Below are 24,141 nucleotides of genomic sequence, written 5' to 3' on the forward strand. Positions count from 1 at the left end.
CCGCAGGCATAGTACGGGCCGGGGCGCCCGACGGGTCATACGGATCGGATGAGATGGTCGGTATGCTCGCCGCCATGCCTCCCCCAGCCCCCCATTTCGCCCAGCCCGACGACGCCCGTTTCCGGTCCCGCGGCGACGCCTGCCCCGGTGCGCTGCGCCTGCACCGGGCGGACGACGGGGCGTTGGCACGGGTCCGGGTGCCCGGTGGCGTGCTCGGCGCGGACCAGGCGGACGCGCTGCGGGAGTTGGCCGCGGAGCTGGGCGATGGTGAGCTGCATCTCACTTCGCGCGGCAATGTGCAGCTGCGCGGCCTGGACGCGGAGTGCGGGGGTGCACTGGCCTCCCGGATGTACGAAATGGGTCTTTTGCCCTCCGGGCGGCATGAGCGGGTCCGCAACGTGGTGGCCTCTCCGCTGTCCGGGCTCGACGGTCGCGGCGAGCGGGATGTCCGCCCGTGGCTGTCCGCGCTGGACGCGCTGGTGTGCGCGAGCGAGGAGGCGGTCGGCCTGTCGGGCCGGTTCCTGTTCGCGCTGGACGACGGGCGCGGCGATGTGGACGCGCTGGGCGCCGATGTGACGCTGCGGGCACGGGCGGACGGGGACGCGGAGCTGCGCATCGGGGCGCTGGAGTCGGTGGCCCGGATTCCGGGTGACGAGGCGCCGCGCGCCGCGTTGCTGGCGGCGACGGTGTTCCTGTCCGCGGCGGCCGGTTCCGGTGCGTGGCGGGTCGCCGACCTCTCCGGGGGTGCCGGTCCGTTGTTCGCCGAGGTGGTACGGAGGCTGGGTGCGGCGGGGCTGCTCGTCGCCCTCAGGACCGTACCGGTACCGGCCGGGGCTCCCCCGGCACCCGGTGTGGTGGCGGGGCCCGGGGCCGTGGACGCGCTGTCGGTCGGGCTGCCCCTCGGGCGGGCGGACGCGGTGCGGTGGCGGGCGCTGACGGACCTCGCCCGGGACCACGGCGCCGGCGAACTGCGGCTCACCCCGTGGCGCGGAGTCGTCGTGCCCGGAGTCCGGCGGGAGCGGGTGTCCGGGGCGCTCGACGCGTTGGAGGCTACGGGTCTCGTCACCGGGCCCGGCTCGCCGTGGTCCGGCGTGAACGCGTGCATCGGGCGGCCGGGGTGCGCGAAGTCCCTGGCCGATGTACGGGGTGACGCGGCGTCAGCCCTGCACGCCGGGTCGCCCGACCACGCCCTGCCCGTCCACTGGTCCGGGTGCGAGCGGCGGTGCGGGCACCCGCGCGGTACCTGGGTCGACGTCCTCGCAGGACCGGACGGCGGCTACCGGGTGTCCGTCGTACGGGACGGCGAGCGCGAGGCCCCGGTGCGCGTCGCCGACGACCCCGGCGCGCTGGCGGACGCCGTGACGGCGGCCCGTGCTCCTCACACCTGATCGCCGTATCCGCCTGCCTCCCCACACTTTCCTGTCCGACCCCCCGCCCTGAGAAGAGAGCGACACCACTGTGTACGAGTACGAGAAGGACGGACCGGCCATCTATCGCCAGTCCTTCGCCACCATCCGGGCGGAGGCGGACCTCGCCGGGCTGCCCGCGGACGTGAGCCAGGTCGCGGTCCGGATGATCCACGCCTGCGGGATGGTCGACCTCGTACGCGACCTCGGCTACACGCCCGACGCGGTCGCCCGCGCCCGCGCGGCGCTGCGTGCCGGGGCGCCCATCCTGTGCGATGTGGCCATGGTCGCCAGCGGGGTCACCCGCAAGCGGCTGCCCGCGGACAACGAGGTGGTGTGCACCCTGTCCGACCCGGCGGTGCCCGGGCTGGCGAAGGAGCTGGGCACGACCCGCTCGGCGGCCGCCCTCGAACTGTGGCGGGACCGGCTCGACGGGGCGGTCGTGGCCGTCGGGAACGCGCCGACCGCCCTGTTCCGGCTGCTCGAGATGATCGAGGAGGGGGCCCCGCGCCCCGCCGCCGTCATCGGTGTCCCGGTGGGGTTCGTCGGCGCCGCCGAGTCCAAGGACACCCTGGCCGCCCACCCGTCGGGGCTCGACCACCTCATCGTGCGCGGCCGGCGCGGCGGCAGCGCCATCGCGGCCGCCGCGCTCAACGCCATCGCCAGCGAGGAAGAGTGACCGTGAGCGAGCAGCAGACGGGACGGCCGGACGAGCAGCGGGCGGGACAGCCGGACGAGCGGCGGGCGGGACGGCTCTACGGCGTCGGGCTCGGTCCCGGCGACCCCGCCCTGATGACCCTGCGCGCGGCGGAGGTCATCGCCGAGGCGGACGTCGTGGCCTACCACAGCGCCCGGCACGGGCGGTCCATCGCCCGGTCCATCGCGGCGGAGCACCTGCGCGCCGACCACATCGAGGAGGCCCTGGTCTACCCCGTCACGACGGAGACCACGGACCACCCGGGCGGCTACCGGGGCGCGATGGAGGACTTCTACACCGAGGCGGCGGCCCGGCTCGCCGTGCACCTGGACGCGGGCCGCACGGTCGCCGTGCTCGCCGAGGGCGACCCGATGTTCTACGGCTCGTACATGCACATGCACAAGCGGCTGGCCGACCGCTACCCCACCGAGGTGATCCCCGGGGTGACCTCGGTCAGCGCCGCCGCCGCGCGGCTCGGCACCCCGCTCGCGGAGGGCGAGGAGGTCCTGACGATCCTGCCCGGCACCCTGCCCGAGGAGGAGCTGACCGCCCGGCTTGCCGCGACCGACGCCGCGGTGGTGATGAAGCTGGGCCGGACCTTCCCCGCCGTGCGCCGGGCGTTCGAGGCGTCGGGCCGGCTGCCCGAGGCACGCTATGTGGAGCGCGCCACCATGGCCGGGGAGCGGCTGGGCGACCTGGCGGACACCGACGCCGCCTCGGTTCCGTACTTCGCGGTCGCCGTACTGCCGAGCCGGATCGACGCCCGCCCGGAGCGCGCCCCGGGCGACGGTGAGGTGGCGGTCGTCGGCACCGGTCCGGCCGGTCCGCTGTGGCTGACGCCCGAGACGCGCGGGGCGCTGGCCGCCGCCGACGACCTGGTCGGCTACACGACGTACCTGGACCGGGTGCCGGTCCGGCCGGGGCAGGTACGGCACGGCTCGGACAACAAGGTGGAGTCGGAACGGGCGGAGTTCGCGCTCGACCTGGCCCGGCGCGGGCGGCGGGTCGCCGTGGTGTCCGGCGGCGACCCGGGAGTCTTCGCCATGGCGACGGCGGTCCTCGAAGTCGCGTCGCAGGAGGAGTACGCGGACGTGCCGGTGCGGGTGCTGCCCGGGGTGACGGCGGCGAACGCGGCGGCGGCCCGGGCGGGTGCGCCGCTGGGCCACGACTACGCGACGGTCTCGCTGTCGGACCGGCTCAAGCCGTGGGAGGTCATCGCCCGCCGGCTGTCCGCCGCCGCCTCGGCGGACCTGGTGCTCGCGCTGTACAACCCCGGTTCGCGGAGCCGGACGTGGCAGGTCGGCAAGGCACGGGACCTGCTCCTCGAACACCGCTCGCCGGACACCCCGGTGGTCCTCGGCCGGGACGTCGGCGGGCCGGCCGAGAGCGTACGTACGGTGCGCCTCGGGGACCTCGATCCGGACGAGGTGGACATGCGCACGCTCCTCATCGTCGGGTCGTCGCAGACCCGGTGGGGGCGACGGGGCGACGGCACGCAGATCGTGTGGACGCCGCGCCGCTACCCGGAGGGCTGATCCGTCAGCCAGGCCAGGGCCTCTTCCGGGCTGCCGGCCACCGCGCCCCCCTCGGGGACCGGTGGCCGGCGGACGACGACCACGGGGATGCCGGCCTCGCGGGCGGCGGTGAGTTTGGGGGCGGTCGCGGCGCCGCCGCTGTCCTTGGTGACGAGGACGTCGACGCGGTGGCGGCGGATCAGCTCGCGCTCGCCTTCCAGGGTGAAGGGGCCCCGGTCGAGCAGGGTCTCCATCCGGGCCGGGTACGGCGGTTCCGGGGCGTCCACGGACCGCATCAGGAACCACAGGCCGTCCAGGCCCGCGAAGGCGGCGAGCCCCATGCGGCCCGTGGTGAGGAACACCCGCCGCCCCAGCGCGGGCAGCGCCCCGGCCGCTTCGGCCAGGGAGCCGACCGGGTGCCAGTCGTCACCGGCACCGGGCACCCAGCCGGGCCGGCGCAGCATGAGCAGGGGAACATGGGCGGCGGCGGCCGCGGTGGCCGCGTTGAAGGTGATCGTCCCGGCGAAAGGATGGGTGGCGTCGATGAGCGCGTGCACCCGGTGCGAGCGGAGCCACTCCGCGAGCCCCTCGGCTCCGCCGAAGCCGCCGACCCGGACCTCGCCGGGCGGCAGCTTCGGCCGGGCGACCCGGCCCGCGAGCGAGCTGGTGACCCTGCTTCCGGCGGGCAGCCCGGCCACCAGGAGTTCGGCGAGGCGGCGGGCCTCCGTCGTCCCGCCCAGAATCAGTACGTGCACGGGGACCATCCATGAGTGAGGCGAAAGGCGGGCGCGGCGCCCAACTCAAGCACACCGGTCTGCGGCCCGGCTGGACGACCGGTGCCTGCGCCACCGCCGCCGCGACGGCCGCGTACACGGCGCTGCTGAGCGGGGACTTCCCGGACCCGGTGACGATCACGCTGCCCAAGGGCGAGACCCCGGCGTTCGCGCTGGCCGTGGAGGAGCTGGGCGACGGGCGGGCGACGGCGGGCGTGGTGAAGGACGCGGGCGACGACCCCGACGTGACGCACGGCGCCCTGGTGCGGGTGACCGTGCGGGCGCTGCCGCCGGGCTCGGGCGTGGTGTTCCGGGCCGGGCCCGGCGTGGGCACGGTGACGCTGCCGGGGCTGCCGCTGGACGTCGGCGAACCGGCCGTGAACCCGGTGCCGCGCCAGATGATCCGGGAGCACGTCGCGGAGGTCGCGGCGGCGCACGGCGGGCCCGGGGACGTCGAGGTGACGATCGGCGTGGACCACGGCGAGGAGATCGCCCGCTCCACCTGGAACCCGCGCCTGGGCATCCTGGGCGGCCTGTCGATCCTGGGCACGACCGGGGTCGTGGTGCCGTACTCCTGCTCGGCGTGGATCGACTCGATCCGCCGGGGCGTGGACGTGGCGCGCGCGGCCGGGCACACCCATGTGGCCGGGTGCACGGGCTCGACCTCGGAGAAGACGGTGGTCGCCGAGTACGGGCTGCCGGAGATCGCGCTGCTGGACATGGGCGACTTCGCGGGCGCGGTGCTCAAGTACGTGCGCCGCCATCCGGTGGACCGGCTGACCGTCTGCGGCGGGTTCGCCAAGCTGTCGAAGCTCGCCGCCGGGCATCTGGACCTCCATTCGGGCCGCTCCCAGGTCGACAAGGCGTACCTGGCGGAGCTCGCCCGGCGCGGCGGCGCCGACGAGTCCCTGGCCGCCGGGATCGCCGTCGCCAACACCGGTCTCGCCGCGCTCCAGCTGTGCCAGGCGCGCGGGGTGCCGCTGGGCGATCTGGTGGCCGTGGCCGCGCGGGACGAGGCACTGTCGGTGCTGCGGGGCGCGCCGGTGGCGGTGGACGTGATCTGCGTCGACCGGGCGGGGAACGTGGTGGGGCGCAGCCCCGTCCGCTGACCCGCCCCGGCCGGACAGGTCCCGGTCAGCAGGTGTGGCGGTCGCGGGCGGGCGAGTAGAGGTGGCTGTCGTGGAACTGCTCGGCGCCCAGGGTGCGCCCGACCATGATCACGGCGGTACGGATGACGCCCGCGGCCTTCACCTGTGCGGCGATGTCGTCCAGGGTGCCGCGCAGGACGAGTTCGTCGGGGCGTGAGGCCATCGCGACGACGGCGGCCGGGCAGTCGGCGCCGTAGTGCGGCAGCAGCTCCTCGACGACGCGGTCCACGTAGCGGGCCGCGAGGTGCAGGACGATCAGCGCGCCGCTGCGGCCGAGCGTCGCCAGGTCCTCGCCCTCGGGCATGGCGGTGGCCCGCTGGGCGATCCGGGTCAGGATGACGGTCTGGCCCACGGTCGGCACGGTCAGCTCACGTTTGAGGGCCGCCGCCGCGGCGGCGAACGCGGGCACGCCCGGGACCACCTCGTACGGCACGCCCGCCTCGTCCAGGCGCCGCATCTGCTCGTTGACCGCGCTGAACACCGAGGGGTCGCCGGAGTGCAGCCGCGCCACGTCGTGGCCGGCCCGGTGCGCGGCGACGAGTTCGGCGGTGATCGCGTCGATGTCGAGCTGGGCGGTGTCCACCAGGCGGGCGTCGTCCGGGCACTCGGCCAGGAGCTCGCGGGGCACCAGGCTGCCCGCGTACAGGCACACCCGGCAGGCGGCGAGCGTGCGCGCGCCGCGCACCGTGATCAGGTCGGCGGCGCCGGGGCCCGCACCGATGAAGTACACGGTCATCTGTCGTCTCCTGAGGGGTGTGCGGGGGCCGTTGCGGTGTCCGTGGGCTTGCGTACGGACCACTGGGTGACGGGCATGGCCTGGCGCCAGCCGGTGAACGTGCCGACGGGCACGGCGTGCGCCACGGCGAGGCGGACCAGTTCGCCGCCGTGCGCCTTGTGCCGGGCGGCGAGCAGCGCCTCGGACTCCAGGGTGACCGTGTTCGCGACCAGCCGGCCGCCGGGCGGGAGCGCGGCGAGGCAGGTGTCGAGGAGGCCGGGTGCGGTGAGGCCACCGCCGATGAACACGGCGTCCGGGGCGGGGAGCTGGTCCAGGCAGCCGGGCGCGCGGCCGGTGACGACGCGGAGGCCGGGCACGCCGAGCCGGTCGGCGTTGGCCGCGATGCGCGCCGCGCGGACGGGGTCGCGTTCGACGGTGACCGCCCGGCAGGAGGGGTGGACGCGCATCCACTCGATCGCGATGGAACCGGAGCCGCCGCCGATGTCCCAGAGGAGCTCGCCGGGGGCGGGGGCGAGCACGCCGAGCGTCACCGCCCGGATGTGACGTTTCGACAGCTGGCCGTCGTGGTCGTACGCCTCGTCCGGCAGGCCCGGTACGGCTCCCAGGCGCAGCGTCCCCGGCGCGCTCCGGCACTCCACCGCGACGACGTTGAGCGGGTCCCCGGCGGGGTGGTCCCAGGTGTCCGCCGTGCCCTCGGCGCACGCCTCGCCCTCGCCGCCGAGCTGTTCCAGGACCCGCATGCGGCTGGGCCCGAAGCCGTGGTCGCGCAGCAGTGCGGCGACGGTGGCCGGGGTGGTGGCGTCGGCGCTGAGGACGAGGAGCCGGCGCCCTTCGTGCAGGGCGGCGGCCAGCCGGGCGGCGGGGCGGCCGACGAGGGTGACGACCTCGGTGTCCTCCAGCGGCCAGCCGAGGCGGGCGCAGGCGTAGGAGACGGACGAGGGGTGCGGCAGGACGTGCAGCCGGGCGGCGCCCAGGACTTCGGTGAGGGCCCGGCCGATTCCGTAGAACATGGGGTCGCCGCTGGCCAGGACGGCGATGCGGCGGCCCGCGTGGGCGGCGAGCAGGCCGGGGACGGCGGGGCGCAGGGGCGAGGGCCAGGGCACGCGGGTGCCCGCGCACTCCGGTGGCAGGAGGGCCAGTTGCCGGTCGGCGCCGATGAGGACCTGGGCGTCCGTCAGTACCGCGCGCGCCGGTCCGGCGAGCCCGGCCCATCCGTCGGCTCCGATCCCGACCACGGTGACTGCGGGCGGGCGGGGATGCTCGGGGGTCACGGACGGTACCTCGGGTCTCGGGGGCTGACGCACCCGCACTCTACTGGCCGGTCGGGGGCGGCTCTCGAACAGGCCCCACCTGCGGGAAAACCCGCGCGGACGCGCCTCGGACCTTTCTCCAAGTGCCGCCGCATCTGCCATGTGGTTTCCCATGGAAAGCTGTAAATGCGATGTGATCACCCCTATTCTTTGGCACATGCTGTTCGCCGCCACCGGGTGGTCCGCTCGCCGGCCCGGCGGCATCGGCCCGACGCGTTCCCAAGGAGTCCCGACCCTCATGTCCTTCATCCCCGCCCTCACCCGCCGCCGCGCGGCGGCCGCCCTCGTCGCCGTGGGCCTGCTCACGCCGCTCACCGCGTGCGGCAGCGACGACGACACGAAGGACGCGGGCGCCGGCTCCAGCGCGTCCGCCTCCGGCACGCCCGCAGCCGACCTCACGGTCCTCGCCGCGTCCTCGCTCACCGATGTGTTCGAGGAGGCGGGCGCGGCGTACGAGAAGAAGCACCCGGGGACGAAGGTGACGTTCTCCTTCGCCGGGTCGCAGGAGCTGGCCGCGCAGGTGAAGCAGGGCTCCCCCGCCGACGCGCTGGTCACCGCCGACACGAAGACGATGGACGGCCTGAAGTCGGACACCGGCACGCCCACGGTCATCGCGAAGAACCGTCTCGTCATCGCCACCGGCAAGGGCAACCCGGAGAAGGTCGAGAACCTCAAGGACCTGGCCGACACCGAACTGAAGGTGGTCCTCGCCGCGCCCGAGGTGCCGGTGGGCCGGTACAGCGAGCAGATCCTGGACGCCCAGCAGATCACCGTGAAGCCGGTCTCGCAGGAGCCCAACGTGCGCGCGGTGCTGAGCAAGGTCCAGCTGGGCGAGGCGGACGCCGGGCTCGTCTACAAGACGGACGTCTCCGCCGCCGCCGGCAAGGTCGACTCGGTCGACATCCCGGACGAGCAGAACGCGGTCGCCTCGTACCCGGCGGCGACCCTCAAGGGAAGCAAGCACAGTGCGGCGGCCGAGGCCTTCGTGACGTGGCTGTCGAGCCACGAGGCCCAGAAGTTCCTGGCCGACGCGGGCTTCCAGCAGCCGTAACGTAGGCGGGGGGCCCGCGCACGGGCCGGGCCCCCAAGTCCCAGGGATTCCCGATGAACCGTCCCCGCCCCCGCGCACCGATCGTGCTGGCGCTCCCCGCGCTGCTGGCCGTGGCGTTCCTGCTGCTGCCGCTGGCCGGCATCCTCGCCCGCACCTCGTGGAGCGAGCTGGGCGGCCACCTCACCAGCGAGCCCACCACCCAGGCGCTGACGCTGTCGCTGATCGTCTCGGGCTGGGCGCTGGTCCTCTCCCTCGCGCTCGGGGTGCCGCTGGCCTGGCTGCTGGCCCGGGTCGACTTCCCCGGCAAGGTCTTCGTCCGCTCACTGGTGCTGCTGCCGATGGTGCTGCCGCCCACGGTCGGCGGGGTCGCGCTGCTCCTCGGCTTCGGCCGCCGGGGGCTGCTGGGGCCGTGGCTGGAGGACTGGTTCGGGATCACGCTCCCGTTCCACACCTCCGGCGCGGTGCTCGCGGCGACCTTCGTCGCCATGCCGTTCCTGGTCATCAGCCTGGAGGGCGCGCTCGGCGGGCTGCGCCCCCGTTACGAGGAGACCGCGGCCTCCCTGGGGGCTTCGCCGGTACGGGTGTTCTTCACAGTCACCCTGCCGATGGTCGCTCCCGGACTGGCCGCCGGAGCGGCGCTGACCTGGGCGCGGGCGCTCGGCGAGTTCGGGGCGACCATCACCTTCGCGGGCAACCTTCCCGGCACCACGCAGACCCTGCCCCTCCAGGTCTACCTGCTCCTCCAGGACGACCCGGAGGCCGCGACCTCGGTGTCCCTGCTGCTGCTCGTCATCGCCATGGCGGTGCTGCTCGCGCTCCGGGGGCGGTGGACGGGGACGCCGCAGGCGCGTACGCGGAGGCGGGAGGCCGTCGACGAGGGGCCCGGGACCGCGGTCGCTCCGGAGGACGCTCCCGAGGCCGTACGGGAGGACTGGCCACTGCACGCCGAGGTCACCGGATTCGACGAGCTGACGCTCGACGCGGAGGCCGGGACCACCATCGCCGTCGTCGGCCCCAATGGCGCCGGCAAGACGACCCTGCTGCGCGCCCTGCTCGGCCTCACGCCGCGCGCGAGTGCCCGGCTCCTCCTGGGCGGCGCCGACGTCTCCGCCCTGCCCGCCCACCGCCGGGGCGTCGCCTGGGTCCCGCAGGACGGCGCGCTGTTCCCGCACCTGAGCACCCTCGCCAACACCGCGTACGGGCTGCGCGCGAAGGGCGTGCCGCGCGCCGAGGCCCGGCGCAGCGCGCGGGAGTGGCTGGACCGGCTCGGGGTCGGGCACCTCGCCTCCCGGAAACCCGCGCAGGTCTCGGGCGGCCAGGCCCAACGGGTCGCGCTGGCCCGTGCGCTGGCCGCCCGCCCCCGCCTCCTGCTCCTCGACGAACCGCTCGCCGCACTCGACCAGACCACCCGGTCCCAGGTCCGGCACACCCTGCGCCGCCACCTCGACGGGTTCGGCGGCGTCTGCCTCATCGTCACCCACGATCCGGTGGAGGCCGTCGCGCTGGCCGACCGGGTCCTCGTCCTGGAGGACGGCCGTGCGCTCCAGGACGCCCCGCCCGCCGAGGTGACCCGGCACCCGCGCTCCCCCTGGGTCGCCCGGATGCTGGGCCGCAACGCCTGGACGGGGACGACCACCGCCGACGGGCTGGAACCGGCGGGCGGCGGCCGGCTCGTCGTCGCCGACCCGCTGCCCGCCGGGACGCCCGCGCTCGCGGTCATCGCGCCCGAGGCCGTCTCCGTCCACCGGGAGAAGCCGGGCGGGAGCCCGCGCAATGTGTGGCCGGGGACGGTGCGCGAGATCACGGCGGGCGGCAGCCGCCTCCGGGTGCTGGTGGGCTCGGAGCACGCGCCGGACCTGGTCGCCGAGATCACCCCGCAGGCCGCCGCCGAGCTGTCCCTCGCGGACGGGGTGGCGGTGTGGACCAGCGTCAAGGCCACGGAAGTGACGCTCGTGGCGCTCTGAGGCACCTCTTCAGTAGACGTCCCGCACGTACCGCTTGTCGGCGGCGAGCTGCTTCACGTACAGGGCGGCGGCCTCCGGGTCGAGCCCGCCGTGGGCGACGGCGATGTCGCGCAGCGCCCGGTCGACGTCCTTCGCCATCCGGGCCGCGTCGCCGCACACGTAGAAGTGGGCGCCGTCGCGCAGCCAGGACCACAGCTTGGCACCGTGCTCGCGCATCCGGTCCTGCACGTAGACCTTGGCGCGCTGGTCGCGCGAGAAGGCGGTGTCCAGGCGGGTGAGGGTGGAGTCGGCGAGGAAGGAGGTCAGCTCCTCCTCGTAGTAGAAGTCGGTGGCCCGGTGCTGCTCCCCGAAGAACAGCCAGTTGGGGCCGGGGTCGCGGCGGGCCCGGCGCTCCTCCAGGAAGCCGATGAAGGGGGCGACGCCGGTCCCGGGACCGACCATGACCATCGGTGCGTCGGGGCGGGCCGGTGGCCGGAAGTGCGGGGCGCGGCGGACGAAGACCGGGACGCGGGTGTCGGGACCGGCGTCCGCGAGGAAAGGCGAGCAGACCCCGGCGCGCGGGCGGCCGTGGGTGTTCTCGTAGCGGACGACGGAGACCGTCAGGGCGAGGCGGTCGGGGTCGGTGAGCGGGCTGGAGGATATCGAGTACAGGCGGGGCTGGAGCGGCTTGAGGATGCCGGCCCACTCCTCGGGGGTGGCCTTGACCGGGTACGCGGCGAGGACGTCGACGGCCTGGCGGCCCCAGGACCAGCGGGCCAGCTCGCCCTTGTTGTCGGGCCTCAGCATTTTCTTCAGGTCGCGGTCGCCGGTGCGTTCGGTGACGAAGCCGAGCAGGGCGGGGGTGAGGCGGGTGATGTCCAAGTGGGTGCGGAGCGCTTCGCCGAGCCGGAGTACGCCGAGGCCGCCGACCTCGATCCCGGCGTCGGCGTCGAGGCCGGTGACGGAGAGCCATTCGGCCACCAGGTCCGGGTGGTTGAGGGCGTGGACGCCGAGCGCGTCACCGGCCGCGTAGTCGAGGGCGGTCCCGGTGCCGCTGGTGTCGAAGGTGAACCGGCGGACCTCCTTGCCGGAGCCGGGCAGCCCGAGCAGCCGGTTGCCGGCCAGCCGGGCGGTGACGGGGGCGGGCTTCGGGGTGCGGACCGGGGCGGGCGCCGGGGCGGGCGGAGGCGCGGGAGCCGGTTCGGCCGGCGGGGCGGTGAGGCCGGCGAGGACCTGGTCGAGCCAGCTCAGCGCGGACGGCTCGTAGTCGGGTTCGCAGTCGGTACGCGGGGCGAGGCGGACGGCCCCCAGCTCGTCCAGGCGCCGGTCGAGCCGCCGCCCGTGCCCGCAGAAGTCGTCGTACGAGGAGTCGCCGAAGGCCAGTACGGCGTACCGCCTGCCGTCCAGGGGCGGGAGGTCCGCGGCCGTCAGGGCCTCCCAGAACCCGGAGCCGTTGTCGGGCGCGTCGCCGTCCCCGAAGGTGCTGGTGATCAGGAGGAGGTCGGCGGCGGGCGGCAGGGCGCGCGGGTCCGCCTGGTCCATGCCGAGGAGCCGGGTGCGGTGGCCCGTGGCGGTGAGCCGGTCGGCGGTGGCGACGGCGAACTCCTCGGCGTTGCCGGTCTGCGAGGCCCACAGCACGACGACCTCGCGGCCGGGACCGCCGGCGGGGACGGGCGCGGGGTCGTCGGCGGGCGTGCCGGTGCGCGAGTACATGCCGGCCAGGACGCCGTTGACCCAGCGCGCGTGCTCGGCGCTGAAGGGCGCGCCGGGCGGGAGGACGGGGACGCCGGGGGCGCCGAGGGGCAGCCCGGCGAGGAAGCCGACGAGGTACTGGCGCTCGTGCTCGGCGAGGACGGGGGGCGGGGTGGTCTCCAGGCCGAAGACGGCGGCGGTTCCGGGCACGTCCGCGACGGGAAGGGGTGGCGCGGCCACCTTCGTCAGCGTGACCGCGCACACCTTGAACTCCGGCTGGTGGGAGACCGGGTCCACGGCGTCGCCGGTCACCGCGTTGACGCTGAGGTATTCGCCGAACAGGTCGTTCCAGTGGAAGGGCGCGAAGCAGCAGCCCGGGGCCACCCGGTCGGTGACCACGGCCGGCAGCACGGCCCGCCCGCGCCGTGACTCGACCTCCACCGGGTCGCCCTCCGTGAGCCCGAGGCGTGCCGCGTCGTCGGGGTGCACCTCCACGAACGGACCGGGGTTGAGCCGGTTGAGCTTGGCGACCCTGCCGGTCTTGGTGAGGGTGTGCCACTGGTGCTGGACCCGGCCGGTGTTGAGCAGGAAGGGGTAGTCGTCGTCCGGCATCTCGGCCGCCGGGACGTGGGGCCGGGCGAAGAAGCGGGCGCGTCCGGTCGGGGTCGGGAAGACGGGTCCGCCGCCGTCCGGGGCGAGATAGCGGATGGGGTTGCGGTCGGGGCCGTCGGCGGTGGGCGCGGGCCACTGGACGGGGGCGGTGCGCAGCCGTTCGTACGTCACGCCCCGCAGGTCGTAGCCGGTGCGGGGGTTGGCGGCGCGCTTGATCTCCTCGAAGACCTCCTCGGCGCTGTCGTACGTGAAGGCCTCCTCGTACCCCATCGCGCAGGCGACACGGGCGATGATCCGCCAGTCCGCGAGGGCTTCGCCGGGTGGCTCGACGGCCGGGCGGGCGAGGGTGAGGTTGCGTTCGCTGTTGACGAGTACGCCCTTCGTCTCGCTCCACAGGGCGCCGGGCAGGACGACGTCGGCGTAGGCGTTGGTCTCGGTGTCGGCGAACACGTCCTGGGTGATGACGAGTTCCGCGGCCTCCAGCGCCTCGATGACGGTGCGGCGGTTGGCGACGGAGGCGACGGGGTTGGTGCAGATGATCCAGCACGCCTTGATGTCACCGGCCGCCATCCGCTCGAACATCTCGACCGTCCCCCGGCCGCACTCGTCCTTGCGGAGCGTGCCGGGGGCGAGCCCCCACAGCTCCTCGGTGAAGGCGCGGTCCTCGTCGTCCAGGAGCGACCGCTGACCGGGCAGTCCGGGGCCCATGTAGCCCATCTCGCGCCCGCCCATCGCGTTGGGCTGGCCGGTGAGCGAGAGCGGGCCGCTGCCGGGGCGGCAGATCGCGCCGGTAGCCAGGTGGAGGTTGATCAGCGCGTTGGTGTTCCAGGTGCCGTGCGTGGACTGGTTGAGCCCCATGGTCCAGCAGCTGGTCCACTCCCCCGCCTCGCCGATCCACCGGGCGGCCAGGCGCAGGTCGTCCTCCGGGATGCCGGTGATCTCCGCGACGGCGGCGGGCGGGTAGTCGGCCAGGAACTCCGGCATCGCCTCCCAGCCCTCGGTGTGCGCGGCGATGAACGCGGGGTCGGTGTGCCCGTCGGCGTGGAGCAGGTGCAGGAGGCCGTTGAGGAGGGCCAGGTCGGTGCCGGGGTTGACGCGCAGGAAGAGGTCGGCCTTGTCGGCGGTGGCGGTGCGCCGGGGGTCCACGACGATCAGCTTGGCGCCGGCCTTGACGCGGTCCAGGAGGCGCAGGAAGAGGATCGGGTGGCAGTCGGCCATGTTGGAGCCGATGACGAGGAAGACGTCCGCGCGGTCCAGGTCGTCGTAGGAGCCGGGCGGCCCGTCGGCGCCGAGCGACAGCTTGTAGCCGCTGCCCGCGCTCGCCATGCACAGCCGCGAGTTGGACTCGACGCGGTTGGTGCGGACGAACCCCTTGGCCAGCTTGTTCGCGAGGTACTGCGCCTCCAGGCCCAGCTGCCCGGACACGTAGAACGCGACGGCGTCCGGTCCGTGCGTGTCGATGACCGCCCGCAGCCGCCGCGCGGTGGACGCGACCGCCTCGTCCACACCCACCGGTACGGGCTCCGCGCCGCGCTCCGGCCGCATCAGCGCGGTGGTCAGCCGGCCGGGGGCGGCGAGCATGTCGGCGGTGGTCGCGCCCTTGGTGCAGAGCCGCCCGGCGTTGGCGGGGTGGGCCTTGTCGCCCGACGCCTTGAGGACCGTACGGCGCCCGTCGGGCCCGGCCGCGATGTCGAGGACCATGCCGCAGCCCACCCCGCAGTACGAGCAGACCGTGCGGACCTGAGTGGCGTCGGCCGACGAGCTCTGTGGGGGCACGGGGGAGACCTTCCGTGAATCGGATCGTGCTCCGACGGTAGGAAGGCGCCGTTACGCCGGTGTGGCACCGGCCGATCATGGGCGGTAACGCTCGTCGCACACCGGGCGGGCCGCCGGTGTGAGAAGACCGGCCGGTCAGGTCTCCTCGGTGAGCTGTTCGTCCAGGTCGTCGAAGAGCAGTTCCGTGTGGTCGACCTGCCCCGTCCGGTACGCGGAGCGGGCGACCAGGTGCGCGGCGACCGGACCGGTCATCATCTGGAAGAAGCCGATCAGCGCCAGCGTCGCCAGGTCCATGCCGCTGCGCAGCCGCAGCGCGACGCCCGCGAGCACGATGAGCATGCCGAGTGCCTGCGGTTTGGTCGCGGCGTGGCTGCGCGAGAGGACGTCCGGCAGCCGCAGCATGCCGAACACCCCGAGCAGGCAGATCGCGGCGCCGAGCAGCACCAGCGCCGCGCCCGCCATGTCCAGGATCTGGAGCCACACGCTCATGAGGAGCCGCCCTTCCGCCGCCCGCCCGGGTGCCCCGGCGGCCGGTCGCGTACGGCGATGAAACGCGCGATGCCGACCGAGCCGGTGAAGCCGAGGAAGGCGAGGACCAGCATGATCGGGAAGTAGAAGGGGTCGCGCGCGAACGCCGACTTGGCGCCGAGCCCGGCGATGATGAGCGCGGCGCAGACGTCGAGCGCGATGGCCCGGTCCAGCATCGAGGGGCCGCGCCAGATGCGCGCGAGCAGCAGCGCGCCGGCGACGACGATCAGGACGACGGCCGCCGTGAGCAGCACCCGGTCCACGGTCTGGGGGGCGCTCATCGGCCGTCCTCCTGGTCTCCCGGCGGTCGGCCGGTGTGCGGTGTCCGCGGGGGCGGGGCGGCGACCCGCTCGATCTCGTCGCGGGTGCCGAAGGCGCGTACGGTCAGCTCCTCCAGGCGCCACACGGAGCGCCGGGCGGCTTCCAGTTCGGCGGGGTCGCCCGCGTCCAGGACGTGCAGGAAGACGGTGGCGGTGGCGCGGCGGACCTCGACGACGGAGCCGTCGGGCACGTTCGACACGGTGACGGCGGTCGCGGTGAGCATGAGGTCGGAGCGGCAGCGCAGCGGTACGGCGATGACGGCCGCCTGCCGGGGCTGCCGGCCGTGGATCTGCCGGGTGACCTTCACGCCGGAGGTGTACATGTCGTACAGCAGGTAGCCGGCGAGGCGCAGGATGCCCCAGGGGTGCAGCCGCAGCCCCAGGTCGACCTTGGGCAGCGGGAAGGCCAGGCAGACGACCACCGCGACCACGGCTCCGGTCAGCAGGTTCGCCCAGTTCAGGCTGGACCAGAGCAGCACCCAGATGACGGTGAGCCAGGCGATCAGCGGCAGGTCGAGCACCCTGCGGCGCCGGGCGCCGAACGCGGCGCTGAACGGCGGCAGGTCCTTGTTGCGGAAGGAGAGGGTGACAAGGCGTTTCACGGGCCCAGCACCTCCCGGGTGTACGGCGTGCGGGCGAGGAGTTCGGCGGCGGCGCGGTCGGTGTACGAGGTGAGCGGACCGGCGAACACGGTGAAGGCGAGCCCGAGTCCGACCGCGGCGGCCGTCGCCCAGGTCATCGGACGGGGCAGCACGCTGGTGGTGGTGACGGCGTGGCCGTGGAGCGTGGCCGCGACGGCGAGCCCGGCGGGCTGGTGGCGGACGCGGACGCCCTCGTCGCCGGTACCGGCCATCCGGTCCGGGCCCTCGTCGGCGTCGTCGTCGTCGCTGTCGTCGTCCGACTCCAGGACCGTGCCGGCGGCGGCCTGCCCCGGGGGCGCGGCCCGCCAGAAGGCGAGGTTCCAGACCTTGGCCATCACGTACAGCGTGAGGAGGCTGGTCGCGGACGCGCCGGCGACGAGGATCCAGGCCCACACCCCGCCGTCGGCGACACCGGCGCGCATGAGGCCCAGCTTGCCGATGAAGCCGGACAGCGGCGGGATGCCGGCGAGGTTCATCGCGGGCACGAAGAAGAGGACGGCGAGGGCGGGGGCGGCCCGGGCGATGCCGCCGATCCGGGTGAGCTCGGTGGTGCCGGTCCGGCGTTCGATCAGCCCGGCGACGAGGAACAGCGTGGTCTGGACGGTGATGTGGTGGACGACGTAGACGATCGCGCCGCCGTACGCCTGCCGGGTGGCAAGGCCGATGCCGAAGACCATGTACCCGATGTGGCTGATGAGGGTGAAGGAGAGCAGCCGCTTGAGGTCGGTCTGGGCGACGGCCCCCAGGATGCCGACGACCATCGAGGCGAGGGCCGCCGCCATCAGCAGGTCGCCGAGCCGGTTGCCGGGGAAGAGCAGGGTCTCGGTGCGCAGCATGCAGTAGACGCCGACCTTGGTCAGCAGTCCGGCGAAGACGGCGGTGACGGGGGCGGGCGCGGTCGGGTAGGAGTCGGGGAGCCAGGCGGCGAGCGGGAAGACGGCCGCCTTGATCGCGAAGACCGTCAGCAGCATGGCCTGGATCAGGGTCTGCACGCCCAGCGGGAGCGCGCCCAGCCGTTCGGCGAGCTGGGCGAAGTTGGCGGTGCCGGTCGCCGCGTACGTCATGGCGATGGCGGTCAGGAAGAGCATCGAGGAGAACAGCGAGATGATCACGTACGTGGAGCCCGCCCGGATGCGCGGACCGGTGCCGCCGAGCGTCAGCAGGACGAAGCTGGCGACGAGCATGATCTCGAAGCCGACGTACAGGTTGACCAGGTCACCGGCGAGGAAGGTGCACGAGACCCCGGCGACGAGGATCAGGTACGCGGGGTGGAACACGGCGACGGGTGTCTCCTCGTCCCGGTCCGCCATGCCCTGGCCCAGGGAGTAGACGAGGACGCACAGGGTCACGGCGGAGGAGACCGTCAGCATCAGCCCGGAGAGCCGGTCGGCGACCAGGGTGATGCCGAGCGGCGGCGCGAAGTCCCCGAGGTGCACGGAGAGCGGTCCGTCGGTGTCGGCGGCGATCATCAGGGCGACCGAGAGGCCGACTACGGCGGTGAGCACGGCCACGCTGACGAAGCGCTGGATCTGCTTGAGCCGGGTGCCGAAGGCGAGGCTCAGGCCGGTCGCGCAGAGCGGCAGCAGCACCGGCAGTGGGACGAGGGCGTTCATCCGGTACCTCCCGGGTTGTGGGTTCCGGGCCCCTGCGGGTCCTCGGCGCTCTTCGCGTAGTCGTCCGGGTCCGCGCCGAGGACGTCGTGCCACAGGTCTCCGGTGGCGTCGCGGCCCCTGGCCTGGAGGGCCCGGTCGGCGCGCAGCCTGGCCCGGAGACGGCGGCGTTCGTCGCGGTAGGCGCGGCGCGCCCCGGCGCTGCGGTCGCCGTCGGCCCGGAACCGCGCGCGCAGTTCGTCGCGCTCGTCCAGCACCTCGGCGCGCAGGACGATGCGGCGGTCCTCCAGGTCGTCGTGGACCTCGTCGGTGCCGGTCAGCTGGTGGCCGCGGTAGGCCATGGCGAGCAGGAACGCGGTGGTGGCCAGGGTGATGACGATCGCGGTGAGCGCGATGGCCTGGGGCAGCGGGTCGGTGACCCGGCCGAGGTCGACGCCGTACAGCAGCGGTTCGCGGCCTGCCGTGCCGGTGGCGGACAGGATGAACAGGTTGATGCCGTTGCCGGCGATGACCGCGCCGAGCAGGATGCGGGTGAGGGGCCGGGTCAGCATGAGGATGCCGCCGACCGCGCAGAGGACCGCCGCGGTGGCCAGGAGCGAGGCGCTGACGGTCACGGGGTGGCCTCCCCCGGCTCGGGTCCGGCTCCGCGGGCGGCGGCCTTCTCGGCGGCGGCGCGCTCGATCTGCCGGTCGATCTTGGCGCCGAGGGCCCGCACGATGTCGAGGACGACGCCGAGGACCAGCAGGTAGACCCCGCAGTCGAAGACGACCGGGGTGCCGAACTCGAAGTCGCCGACGAGCGGCCAGTGACCGTGATACGTCCAGGCGTGCAGGACCGTTCCGTCGGAGAGGCCGAACAGGGCGACCCCGGTGGAGACGAACAGGCCGAGCCCGGTGAAGAGGCCGGGTTGCAGGGGCGCGGCCTCGGCGAGTTCGAAGCGCCCGCCCGCGAGGTAGCGGGTGATCAGGGCGAGGCCGGCGACCAGCCCGCCCACGAAGCCGCCGCCCGGCATGTTCTCGGCGCAGAAGAGCAGGTAGACCGAGAGCACCAGGATCGGGTGGAACAGCAGCCGCGTCACCACCTCGAAGACCACGGACCGGTGCTCGGGCGCCAGTGTGGCGCCGGCCGCCAGCCAGCCGCGCTCGGGCGCCCCCTCGTCTCCCTGGGGGACGCCGGTCAGCGGCTCTGCGGTCACGGACCAGGCGGTGCGGCCCCGTACCTCGGTGGGCGCCGCCGTCCCCTCGGCGCGCCGGTGCAGGTAGATGAGGCTGGTGACGCCGATCGCGGCGGCGGCGAGTACGGCGGACTCCCCCATGGTGTCCCAGGAGCGGAGGTCGACGAGGATGGTGGCGACGACGTCCTTGAGGCCGTGGTGGGCGGTCTCCTCGACCATGGCGGCGCCCGCCGGGGACGCGGTGCGCGCGGCGGCGGCGACCCAGACCACCACGCCGAGGGTCGCGGCGGCGGCCAGGGCGACCGGGATGCGCACGGCCCGCCGCCAGGTGCTCACGGACTCCTGGAAGTGCACCGGCATCCGCCGCAGGACCAGCACGAACACGATCATCGACACGGTCTCGACGCAGAACTGGGTGAGCGCCAGGTCCGGGCCGCCCTGGACGACGAAGAGCAGGGCGGTCCCGTAGCCGGTGAGTCCGGCCAGGACCACCGCCTTCATGCGGCGCCTGACGGTGAGGCAGAGGAGAGCCGCCGCACAGGTCAGGGCGGCGACGGCGCCCTGGAGCGGGACGTCCCAGAGCCGGGGCGCGGAGGCGCCCTGCCAGGGGCGGTCGGCGATGAGTACGGCGAGCTGCCCGGCGAGCATCACCAGCAGGGTCGTCGCGAGGTACACCGAGAGGGAGCCGCGCTGGACGAAGCCGGTGGCCTGGAGGGACAGGCGTTCCAGGCCCAGGAGCAGCTGGCCGAAGACGCCGTCGGCGGTGGGCCAGGCGACGCGCCGGGACAGCCGGGAGACCCGGTCGCGCGCGGCGAAGAGGACCGCGCCGCCCGCGGTGGCGGCGGCGGAGAGGAGGAGGGCGGTGCCCCAGCCGTGCCAGAGCGCGAGGTGGTACGGGTGGGCGGGGGCCGGGAAGGCGTCGGCGTAGGCGCTGAGCAGCCGGTCGGTCCAGCCGACGCCGGGGCCGAGGACGAGCCCGCAGAGGGCGAGCGCGGCGGGCGCGGCGAGGAAGGCCGGGCCGACCCGGTGCACGGGGGTGTCGGCGACCCCCGGTTTGCGCAGGAAGCCGCCCCAGATGAACCGGGCGGTGTACGCGGCGGTGAGCGCCGAGCCCGCGACCGTGACGCCGAGCGCCCAGCGGTCCGCCGTGTCGCCGTGCAGCAGCGCCTCGAACGCCGACTCCTTCGCGGCGAAGCCGAGCAGCGGGGGCAGGGCGGCCATGGAGGCGGCGGCGAGCACGGCGACGGCGCACACCTGGGGCAGGGCGCGTCCGACGCCGGAGAGTCTGCGCAGGTCACGGGTGCCGGCGGCGTGGTCCACGATGCCGGTGACGAGGAAGAGCGGGGCCTTGAAGAGGGCGTGGCCGAGGATCATGACGGCGGCGGCGAGCGCGGCGTCGCGGTTGCCGACGCCCGCGAGGAGGGTGAGGAAGCCGAGCTGGCTCACGGTGCCGTACGCCAGGACGATCTTCAGGTCGTGGAGCCTGAGGGCGCGCCAGCCCCCGAGGAGCATGGTCGCGGCGCCGAGGGTCATCACGACGGGCCGCCAGCCGGGCACGTCGGCGAAGGCGGGGGCGAGCCGGGCGACCAGGTAGACCCCGGCCTTCACCATCGCGGCGGCGTGCAGATAGGCGCTGACCGGGGTGGGCGCGGCCATGGCGTTGGGCAGCCAGAGGCTGAACGGCCAGACCGCCGACTTGGACAGGGCTCCGCAGAGGATGAGCAGGACGGCGACCTGGACGGCGGTGGACGCTGCGGGCGGGTCGGCGATGATCGCGGACACGCGGTAGGTCCCGGCTTCCTGACCGACGATCAGGAAGCCGATGAGCATGGCGAGGCCGCCGAGCGTGGTGACGGTCAGCGCCTGGAGCGCCGAGCGTCTGCTGTGGCGCTGCTCGCTGTCGTACCCGATGAGGAGGTACGAGAAGACGGTGGTGAGCTCCCAGAAGACGTAGAGGGAGATCAGGTCGTCGCTGAGGACGAGGGCGAGCATCGCGCCCGCGAACGCGAGCAGGTTCCCGGCGAAACCGGCCAGCCGGGGTGTCGTGTCGCTGAAGTAGGAGGCGCAGTACAGCAGGACGAGCGTGCCGACGCCGGACGCGAGCAGCACCATGAGTTCGGCGAGCGCGTCGAGGCGCAGGTCCACGGAGACGCCGTAGTCGGGCATCCAGGCCCAGGACCAGTCGACCGAGGAGCCGGACGCGGCCGTCTCCCACTGGGTGAACGCCCAGCACGTGGTGGCGGCGGGCGGCAGCGCGAGGACGAGGAAGGCGCGCGCGCCCAGCCGTCGCACCAGCGGGCGCGCGAAGGCCGCGAGGACGAAGTGGGCGACGATGAGCGCGGTCATACGGCGGGGCTGCGGGGTGCGGCGGCGGGCGGCGGGATCTGCGGGGCTACCGAGCGGACAAAGGGCACTAAATACAGATATATCCCCGGCGCCGCTTCATCTGTCCGACCCGCCGCACCCCGGGCGGCCCGTCACATCGGAGGGGGCGTCACCGGTTTATGGCGATCATGTGCTCGACAGATGTTGAACATGTGAGCCCACTTCCTTTTCATTTTTGCACTGTGACTACTATCTACCCGTCCTGGTTCTCAACGGATTTGACCGGCCGTGAGGTCGGTACCACGTCAAGGAGCATGCCCTGCGCACGCGCGCGTCACGGCGGAGCAGCTCGACCACAATGGCGCTGCGGACGGCCCTGCTCGTACTGGCCGTCGTCCCCGGTGTAGCCCTGGCCGCCCTCTGGGCCGTCACCAGTGGTCAGACTCTGCTCGACTTCCAGAAGCAAGCGGCTCAAGGGCAGTTGGCCCAGAAGGCCGGCCAGCCGTCCAACATCGTGTATTACAACCTCCAGGAGGAGCGGCGGCTCAGCGCCGAGGCGCTGGCCCGCGACGGAGGGGTCACCGACGCCCTGCGCAAGCAGCGCAAGCTGACCGACAAGGCGATCACCAGCTTCCAGTCGCTGTCCGACACCGACACCGGCGACGCCCCCGGCGAAGTACGTGACGCGGTCGACGAGGCCCGTACGGCGATCACCCAACTCCCGGCCCAGCGGGCTCTCGTGGACGAGGGTGACAACGACCAGCAGAAGGCCGTGTACCGCTACTACACGGACCTGATCGCCGTCGACCTGAGGCTCTTCACGGCTCTCAGCCATGTCGACAACGGCCGGATCACCACGCTCTCGCAGCCGTTGGTGGACCTGTTCTGGGCCAAGGAGATGATCTCCCGCTCGGACGCCCTGCTCGCCCGGGGCTGGACGAAGGGGAGGCTGAGCACCGCGGACCTCCAGGAGGTCCGGCAGGCCGTCGCCGGCCAGTCGTTCCAGTACACGACCAAGGTCGTCCCCTATCTCCCGGCCGACGAGAAGGCCGCGTGGCAGCAGGTCTTCGGCTCCGCCGCCTGGAAGACCAAGACCCGGGTGGAGGGCCAGGTGCTGCGCCCGGCCGCCCCGGACGCGTCCGGCTCCGTCGCCCTCGGCGCGAAGGAGGCGGACTGGCGCGGCGCGATGGACGACCTCACTCCCCAGCTGGTCGAGCTGATGGAGGCCCGCACCGACGTGGTGGTCTCGGAGGGCAAGGACAGCGTCATCTCCCTCCTGATCAAGGTCGTGCTGACCACGGTCGTCGGCCTCGCCGCCGTCGTCGCGGTCATCTGGTTCACCTGGCGGCTCTCCCGCAACCTGCGCCGCCGGATCAGCCGGCTCCAGGAGCGGGCCGAGGAGCTGGAGAAGGCGCTGCCCGACGTGGTCGAACGGCTCGGCAAGGGCGAGCGCATCGACGTCGAGGCCGAGGCCCGGGCGATCGGGGACGGCGGCGAGCCCGGTGCGAAGGACGAGCTGGCCCAGCTCGGCCACGCGCTCGACCTGGCCCGCACCAGCGCCCTGCGCGCCGCCGTCGGCCAGGCCGACCAGCACCGCGGCTTCGAGCGGCTGCTCCAGCGCATCGCCCGCCGCACCCAGCAGCTCATCGGCCAGCAGCTGAAGAAGCTGGACGAGCTGGAGCGCGCGCACGAGGACCCCGAGGTGCTGGACGGCCTCTTCGACCTCGACCACCTCACCGCCCGCCTGAGGCGGTACGAGGAGAACCTGGTGATCCTCGCGGGCGGCTCCCCGCACCGGCGTTGGCGCAAGCCCGTCCCGCTGCTGGACGTCATGCGCTCCGCCCAGGGCGAGGTGCAGGACTACCAGCGCGTGGTGCTGGACATGGACGGCTCCCCGTGGCTCGCCGCTCGGGCCGTGGGCCCGGTCTCCCACGTACTGGCGGAGCTGATCGAGAACGCCCTCACCTTCTCCCGGCCGCCCAGCCCGGTCGAGGTCAGGGCCGCCCAGGTGAGCCGGGGCCTGGCCATCGAGGTCGAGGACCGCGGGCTCGGCATGGAGGAGGACCAGCTCGTCGCGGCCAACGAGCTGATGAGCCGGCCGCCCCGGATGGACGTGCTGGCCCACGCCGACGACATCCGCCTCGGTCTCTACGTGATCGCGCGCCTCGCCGACCAGCACGGGCTGCGGGTGGAGTTCCGCCACTCGGCGTTCGGCGGCACCCGCGTCGTCGTGCTGGTCCCGGACTCGCTCACCGTCCCCGGCCCGCACGCCGGTCCGGTGGCCGTCCCCGCCCCCGAGGCGGAGGAGCCCGCCCAGGCCCCGGCCCCGCTCCGGGACACCGACGCGCTGCCCAGCCGGGGCCGGGGCAGGGCCCTCGCCGGGGTCACCGCCCTGCACACGCCGTCCGCGCCCGCGCCGGAACCCGCTCCCGCTCCCGCTCCCGAGGCGCCGTACGCCGGTACGGACGGGCACGCGTACGGGCACCCGGAGGGCACGTACGGGGGCGCCCGGCAGGACGAAGCCGCGTACCAGGGTGCGTACACGGACGGCGAACAGCCCTATATGACGGCCCAGGGGCAGTACCCGGTCGCGCACCAGGCGTACCCGGAGCCCTCGGAGCCGTACGGCGTGCCGGCGCAGCCCTACCCGGACACGTACCTGACGGGCGAACTGGACGCGGACGGCTTCCCGGTGTCCCTGCCCCCGCAGCCGGAACCGGCCGCGGGGCACCCCGGACACGTCGGGCACGCCGCTCAGCCCTCCCCGCCCGCGCAGCCCGTGCAGCCGGCACAGCCCGTGCGGCTTCCGGAGCCCGCGCCGGGATCCGGTCTTCCGGCCGGGTCAGGCGGGGAGCCGCCGTTGCCGCGCCGGGTGCGTCAGGCGA

General features: G+C 74.2%; 17 protein-coding genes. 7 read left to right on the forward strand and 10 right to left on the reverse strand.

Annotated elements, in window-relative coordinates; genetic code table 11:
* The first annotated feature begins 74 nt into the window (after window positions 1-74).
* The 3 genes from cobG (at window position 75) to cobJ (ending at window position 3,638) form a co-directional block, all read left to right on the forward strand.
* Complete coding sequence (gene cobG, locus G3I41_RS09150) at window positions 75-1,388, forward strand: precorrin-3B synthase (protein WP_239081535.1); 1,314 nt, start codon at window positions 75-77, stop codon at window positions 1,386-1,388.
* Window positions 1,389-1,458: 70 nt separating this feature from the next.
* Window positions 1,459-2,085 carry a precorrin-8X methylmutase gene (locus G3I41_RS09155; protein WP_164399707.1) on the forward strand — a complete coding sequence of 209 codons (627 nt, stop codon included), beginning with the start codon at window positions 1,459-1,461 and terminating at the stop codon, window positions 2,083-2,085.
* Window positions 2,086-2,195: 110 nt separating this feature from the next.
* Window positions 2,196-3,638 (forward strand): precorrin-3B C(17)-methyltransferase, encoded by a 1,443-nt coding sequence (cobJ, locus tag G3I41_RS09160; protein WP_239081550.1) that lies wholly within the window; start codon window positions 2,196-2,198, stop codon window positions 3,636-3,638.
* On the opposite strand, the gene G3I41_RS09165 is transcribed toward cobJ, so the two are convergent.
* Entirely contained in the window at window positions 3,623-4,372 is a 750-nt protein-coding gene (locus tag G3I41_RS09165; RefSeq protein WP_164399709.1) for a cobalt-precorrin-6A reductase, read from the reverse strand. The genes cobJ and G3I41_RS09165 overlap by 16 nt on opposite strands.
* 11 nt (window positions 4,373-4,383) lie before the next feature.
* Between G3I41_RS09165 and G3I41_RS09170 the strand changes: the two genes are divergently transcribed.
* Window positions 4,384-5,499 (forward strand): cobalt-precorrin-5B (C(1))-methyltransferase, encoded by a 1,116-nt coding sequence (locus tag G3I41_RS09170; protein WP_164399710.1) that lies wholly within the window; start codon window positions 4,384-4,386, stop codon window positions 5,497-5,499.
* A 25-nt stretch (window positions 5,500-5,524) separates the two neighbouring features.
* Here the strand turns inward: G3I41_RS09170 and cobM are convergent, their stop codons facing one another.
* Both cobM and cbiE read right to left on the reverse strand, forming a co-directional pair.
* Window positions 5,525-6,274, reverse strand: coding sequence for a precorrin-4 C(11)-methyltransferase (gene cobM, locus G3I41_RS09175; protein WP_164399711.1), 750 nt, complete (start codon window positions 6,272-6,274; stop codon window positions 5,525-5,527).
* The gene (gene cbiE / locus G3I41_RS09180) at window positions 6,271-7,545 is read right to left on the reverse strand and encodes a precorrin-6y C5,15-methyltransferase (decarboxylating) subunit CbiE (RefSeq protein ID WP_164399712.1); all 1,275 of its coding nucleotides are present in this window, start codon (window positions 7,543-7,545) and stop codon (window positions 6,271-6,273) included. Before cbiE ends, cobM begins: the two co-directional genes overlap by 4 nt.
* A gap of 277 nt (window positions 7,546-7,822) precedes the next feature.
* On the opposite strand from cbiE, the gene modA reads away from it, so the two are divergent.
* Together modA and G3I41_RS09190 are read left to right on the forward strand one after the other, a co-directional pair.
* Complete coding sequence (modA, locus tag G3I41_RS09185; RefSeq protein WP_164399713.1) at window positions 7,823-8,635, forward strand: molybdate ABC transporter substrate-binding protein; 813 nt, start codon at window positions 7,823-7,825, stop codon at window positions 8,633-8,635.
* Between the two features lie 53 nt (window positions 8,636-8,688).
* Window positions 8,689-10,599, forward strand: a complete 1,911-nt coding sequence (locus G3I41_RS09190) for an ABC transporter permease (RefSeq protein WP_164399714.1) — start codon at window positions 8,689-8,691, stop codon at window positions 10,597-10,599.
* A 9-nt stretch (window positions 10,600-10,608) separates the two neighbouring features.
* On the opposite strand, the gene G3I41_RS09195 is transcribed toward G3I41_RS09190, so the two are convergent.
* The 7 genes from G3I41_RS09195 to G3I41_RS09225 all read right to left on the reverse strand — a co-directional run bounded on the left by G3I41_RS09195 (window position 10,609) and on the right by G3I41_RS09225 (window position 21,277).
* Entirely contained in the window at window positions 10,609-14,658 is a 4,050-nt protein-coding gene (locus tag G3I41_RS09195) for a bifunctional nitrate reductase/sulfite reductase flavoprotein subunit alpha (RefSeq protein WP_164399715.1), read from the reverse strand.
* A 135-nt stretch (window positions 14,659-14,793) separates the two neighbouring features.
* Window positions 14,794-15,147 carry a monovalent cation/H(+) antiporter subunit G gene (mnhG, locus tag G3I41_RS09200; RefSeq protein WP_164399716.1) on the reverse strand — a complete coding sequence of 118 codons (354 nt, stop codon included), beginning with the start codon at window positions 15,145-15,147 and terminating at the stop codon, window positions 14,794-14,796.
* Window positions 15,144-15,467: a monovalent cation/H+ antiporter complex subunit F gene (locus G3I41_RS09205; RefSeq protein WP_164399717.1), complete on the reverse strand. Its 324-nt coding sequence runs from the start codon at window positions 15,465-15,467 to the stop codon at window positions 15,144-15,146. Before G3I41_RS09205 ends, mnhG begins: the two co-directional genes overlap by 4 nt.
* The gene (locus G3I41_RS09210; protein WP_164399718.1) at window positions 15,464-16,108 is read right to left on the reverse strand and encodes a Na+/H+ antiporter subunit E; all 645 of its coding nucleotides are present in this window, start codon (window positions 16,106-16,108) and stop codon (window positions 15,464-15,466) included. The genes G3I41_RS09205 and G3I41_RS09210 overlap by 4 nt, the downstream gene beginning before the upstream one ends.
* Window positions 16,105-17,760: a Na+/H+ antiporter subunit D gene (locus G3I41_RS09215; RefSeq protein WP_164399719.1), complete on the reverse strand. Its 1,656-nt coding sequence runs from the start codon at window positions 17,758-17,760 to the stop codon at window positions 16,105-16,107. Before G3I41_RS09215 ends, G3I41_RS09210 begins: the two co-directional genes overlap by 4 nt.
* Window positions 17,757-18,371: a Na(+)/H(+) antiporter subunit C gene (locus G3I41_RS09220; RefSeq protein WP_164399720.1), complete on the reverse strand. Its 615-nt coding sequence runs from the start codon at window positions 18,369-18,371 to the stop codon at window positions 17,757-17,759. Before G3I41_RS09220 ends, G3I41_RS09215 begins: the two co-directional genes overlap by 4 nt.
* Window positions 18,368-21,277, reverse strand: a complete 2,910-nt coding sequence (locus G3I41_RS09225; protein WP_164399721.1) for a Na+/H+ antiporter subunit A — start codon at window positions 21,275-21,277, stop codon at window positions 18,368-18,370. Before G3I41_RS09225 ends, G3I41_RS09220 begins: the two co-directional genes overlap by 4 nt.
* A 337-nt stretch (window positions 21,278-21,614) precedes the next feature.
* Between G3I41_RS09225 and G3I41_RS09230 the strand changes: the two genes are divergently transcribed.
* Window positions 21,615-24,141: sensor histidine kinase (locus G3I41_RS09230; protein ID WP_164399722.1), on the forward strand; the 2,527-nt coding region annotated here is incomplete at its 3' end.

It is taken from the genome of Streptomyces sp. SID9727 (assembly GCF_010550605.1).
Taxonomy (GTDB): domain Bacteria; phylum Actinomycetota; class Actinomycetes; order Streptomycetales; family Streptomycetaceae; genus Streptomyces.

Coding starts and splice junctions, on each gene's coding strand:
- cobG (WP_239081535.1), top strand. CDS start 75: ATGCCTCCCCCAGCCCCCCATTTCGCCCAGCCCGACGACGCCCGTTTC.
- G3I41_RS09205 (WP_164399717.1), bottom strand. CDS start 15,467: ATGAGCGCCCCCCAGACCGTGGACCGGGTGCTGCTCACGGCGGCCGTC.
- G3I41_RS09225 (WP_164399721.1), bottom strand. CDS start 21,277: ATGACCGCGCTCATCGTCGCCCACTTCGTCCTCGCGGCCTTCGCGCGC.
- cobM (WP_164399711.1), bottom strand. CDS start 6,274: ATGACCGTGTACTTCATCGGTGCGGGCCCCGGCGCCGCCGACCTGATC.
- G3I41_RS09170 (WP_164399710.1), top strand. CDS start 4,384: ATGAGTGAGGCGAAAGGCGGGCGCGGCGCCCAACTCAAGCACACCGGT.
- mnhG (WP_164399716.1), bottom strand. CDS start 15,147: ATGAGCGTGTGGCTCCAGATCCTGGACATGGCGGGCGCGGCGCTGGTG.
- G3I41_RS09215 (WP_164399719.1), bottom strand. CDS start 17,760: ATGAACGCCCTCGTCCCACTGCCGGTGCTGCTGCCGCTCTGCGCGACC.
- modA (WP_164399713.1), top strand. CDS start 7,823: ATGTCCTTCATCCCCGCCCTCACCCGCCGCCGCGCGGCGGCCGCCCTC.
- G3I41_RS09190 (WP_164399714.1), top strand. CDS start 8,689: ATGAACCGTCCCCGCCCCCGCGCACCGATCGTGCTGGCGCTCCCCGCG.